Below are 2,795 nucleotides of genomic sequence, written 5' to 3' on the forward strand. Positions count from 1 at the left end.
CCTTCGAGTCCGATTTTTGCAAATATCGCAGTCAGTGCCGCAAAGAGTGCTGATGTGAGTGCCCAAGCCGCCCATGTCTCCATGATATTCCTTTATGAAATGAATTATTGGATTATAGCCCTATTTAGGTAAAATTTCCTTATAATTTCGCGAGCGTCGCAGCAAAAAGCTAAATCGTAAGCGAGCAATCCTACGAAGGCGGCATTTAAATTTTAAAATTTTAGCCGCAAAATACGGCTAAATTTCAGTTTCGACAAGCAAAGCTCGCTTCGCGCTACCGAATGAGTTTGAGCGCCGTTTGAGGTATGCCGCAAGACAGGGTTCGCAGAAGCTGCTATAAAATTTCGCTTCGGCAAGATAAAATTTTAACGAGGCAAGACGAGCTTTCCTTCGAATGCAAAATTCTATTTTAATTCAGTAAAAGCACGACCAAATACGCCTTCGCAAATCCAAACGCGATATAAATTCCCTCCGTGCATAAAGATCTTAATTTAAAAAATATTTATCGTTTGTATATAGAATCTCAAAATTTCTACGAGGAGAGCTTATGAAAAAATTTCTACTCGCGCTCATTGCGATATTCGTTCTAGCAGGCTGCGGCAGCGATCCAAAAGGCGTCGCCGAGGACTTTGTCAGGGCCCTATACGAGGGCGATTCTAAGACTTTGGTGGATGCTATAGACATACCCGATAAGGACAGATCGGACGACGGCTCTATGCAGATGATAAACGGTAAACTGATGCAAATGGCAGGTGCCGGCAAAGAGGAGGCTTCCAAGCGCGACGGGCTAAAAGGCGTCTCGGGCGAGCTGCAAAATAGCGACGAGAAATCAGCGCTCGTGAAAGTCGTCGTGTCTTTTAAAAACGGCACGAACCGCACCGAGAGCGTTAAACTCGTCAAAAAAGACGGCAAATGGAAGGTTGTGCTTTAGCCAAAAAGCTTCTCGTCTGCCTGACCTTCGCTCTAGGCGCATTCGGCGAGCTTTGGATGCTCACGCGCGCGCCTACGGCAAAAGAGCCGCTGCGGGTGCCGGATGAAATTTTATCAAATCTACGCACGGGCGATCTCGTCTTTCGCATGGGCGACGTCACCGACAGCCGCATAATCGCAACCGCAACAAATTTTAAATACTCGCACGTAGGCATAATCGTGCGGGAACGCCCGCTTTTGATAGTGCACGCCGTAACGGGCGAGGGCGAGCGAGACGGCGTCGCGACCGTTTCGATGCGGGAGTTTTTGGCGCATGCGCGAGACTTCGGCGCGGCGCGGATGAAATTTTTAAACGAGGAGCAAAAAGCGCGCCTCGCCGCTTCTTTACTTAGGCGCGTCGGCGAGGGTTTTACGCTAAGACCTCGCGGCGAAGCGAACCTCTACTGCACGACGCTGCTCGAGCAAGAAATTTCAAAAATCACGGAATTTTCTCCGCAATATTTTAAGCTTAGCTTAGCCGTTCTAGGCGGCGAATACCTCGCGCCGAAGGCATTTTGGCACTACGGCGGCGTCGAAATTTTATATGAGCGGTAGGCGCGACTTAGCTTGGGGTGCAATTTTGCGCGCTGTGTAAATTTAAATATCGCATCAATTCAAGTGCATGTAAATAAAATTTGATCTTAAAATTCCGTGCCGCAAAATTTCGGTCAGAATTTTGCTTTGACGCTAAATTTTAAAATTCCGAACGACGTAAAATTTTATATTAGAATTCCGCAGGGCATTAAAATTTTATAAATTTCGCTAGCTACCGAATTCGCAAAATTACCGCTCGCTTCAGATTCTGCACATCCTACGCGCAAAACAAAATTCCGCCTTGCTGCAGAATTTTCAAAAGACGAAATTTACAATTCATAAAATCCTAAAAGAATAGAATTTTATAAAAAGCGCAACTTGCAAAATTTCAAAAAGCGAAATGCGCGAGCTCTACAGCTCGCCGAAAAGCGCTTCGAGATTTTTAAGACCCTCCTGCGTGGAGACCTTTTTCTCGCTCGCTGAGCCGGTTTCGATAAGCTCGATCTCGCAGCCGCATAGCATCGAGGCGAGGCGGATATTTAGACCGTTTTTGCCGATCGCTTTGCTTTTTTGATCGGGGTTTACGTAGACGATTGCCTTGCCGTCCTGCGTTATTTTGACCGAGTTTACGATCGCTGGCGCCATCGCGCGAGTGATCAAAATTTCGGGGCTTGCGGAGTATTCAAACGCGTCGATGCTCTCGCCGCCGCTTCCGTCTTGCAAATTTTTGCTTAAAAATCTACTCACCGCATCGATTCGCGCGCCTCCTTTGCCGACGGTAGCGCCTACCGGATCGACGTTTGGCGAGACGGCGCTAAGCGCGATTTTGGCGCGCCTGCCGGGGATTCTGGCGCAGGCTTGGATGATGACGCTGCCGTCTTTGATCTCTGGGACTTCGGCAGCGAGCAGGGCTTCTAGGAATTTCGGGCTGGTGCGCGAAAGTTCTAGTCTGATGCCGTGAGATTTGTCGATCGCTACGTTTTTGATGACGGCTTGCAGCACGTCGCCCACTTTGAAATTTTCGCCCTTGATGCGGTTTTTAAGCGGCATAAAGGCCTTCGTATCCTCGATCTCTACGTAGGTCGTGCCGTCGTGATCGATTTTGGTAACCGTGCCGTGGGTGAGAGCGCCTACTTTGCTTTTATAATTTTCAAAAATTTTCTCTTCGAGCAGTCGCTGGATATGAAAATTTAGCTCTCTAGCCAGCACGCCGGAAGCCGTGCGGCCGAGGTTTTCGATATTTATTTCGTAGCTTAGCTCATCTCCGATCTCCGCGTTTTCGCCTATTTTTT

General features: G+C 48.1%; 3 protein-coding genes. 2 read left to right on the plus strand and 1 reads right to left on the minus strand.

Annotated features, from left to right (window positions below; translation table 11 throughout):
- Nucleotides 1-547 precede the first annotated feature (547 nt).
- Together Q0323_RS05250 and Q0323_RS05255 are read left to right on the plus strand one after the other, a co-directional pair.
- Nucleotides 548-931, plus strand: a complete 384-nt coding sequence (locus Q0323_RS05250) for a DUF4878 domain-containing protein (RefSeq protein WP_298052221.1) — start codon at nucleotides 548-550, stop codon at nucleotides 929-931.
- On the plus strand, nucleotides 913-1,524 hold the full coding sequence (locus Q0323_RS05255; RefSeq protein WP_298052224.1) for a YiiX/YebB-like N1pC/P60 family cysteine hydrolase: 612 nt from the start codon (nucleotides 913-915) through the stop codon (nucleotides 1,522-1,524). The genes Q0323_RS05250 and Q0323_RS05255 overlap by 19 nt, the downstream gene beginning before the upstream one ends.
- 390 nt (nucleotides 1,525-1,914) lie before the next feature.
- Here the strand turns inward: Q0323_RS05255 and nusA are convergent.
- A partial coding sequence (gene nusA / locus Q0323_RS05260) for a transcription termination factor NusA (protein WP_298052227.1) occupies nucleotides 1,915-2,795 on the minus strand: 881 nt, incomplete at its 5' end.

The organism is uncultured Campylobacter sp., from assembly GCF_938030145.1.
GTDB lineage: Bacteria > Campylobacterota > Campylobacteria > Campylobacterales > Campylobacteraceae > Campylobacter_B.